The sequence below is a fragment of the Rothia sp. HMSC062F03 genome, assembly GCF_001836905.1.
Lineage (GTDB): Bacteria > Actinomycetota > Actinomycetes > Actinomycetales > Micrococcaceae > Rothia > Rothia mucilaginosa_A.
The window spans coordinates 1-406 of sequence record NZ_KV830896.1 but is presented as its reverse complement, the minus strand read 5'-3'; the positions used below and the strand labels follow the sequence as shown (position 1 = coordinate 406).

General features: G+C 59.1%; 1 protein-coding gene. It reads left to right on the top strand.

What is annotated here, in order from left to right:
• Positions 1-406, top strand: a 406-nt coding sequence (locus HMPREF2674_RS07645; RefSeq protein ID WP_210400132.1) for an IS3 family transposase, incomplete at both ends; no start/stop codon positions are given.

The following is a 406-nucleotide window of genomic DNA, read 5'->3' as shown; positions in this document are numbered from 1 at the left end:
CCCAAACCGGGACAAAGCCCTAGTGGTCGCCGAGCTTTCAGGGCATGGTCACAAGCTGTACGACCTCCTTGAGGCTGCAGGCCTTGCCAGGTCGAGCTACTACTACGCGCTGGCTCACCCCCAGCAGCCAACCAGAGCGTATCTGCGGCCCAAGGTCGCCCAGATCTTTTCGCGTACCCCCAACGGGTGTGGTCACAGGCAGGTGGCTATGTGCCTGCGCGCTGAGGAAGGGGTGCGCATTGCTGATAAGACGGTTTTGAAGATGATGCGTCAGATGGGGCTGCGCTGCGGTATACGCCGTGAGAGGCCCTACCATAGGTACAACTCTTACAAGGGGGATGTGGGGCAAAGTTTTGAGAACATCATCGGTCGCGACTTCACGGCGACTGGTCCTTGGCAGAAGTTG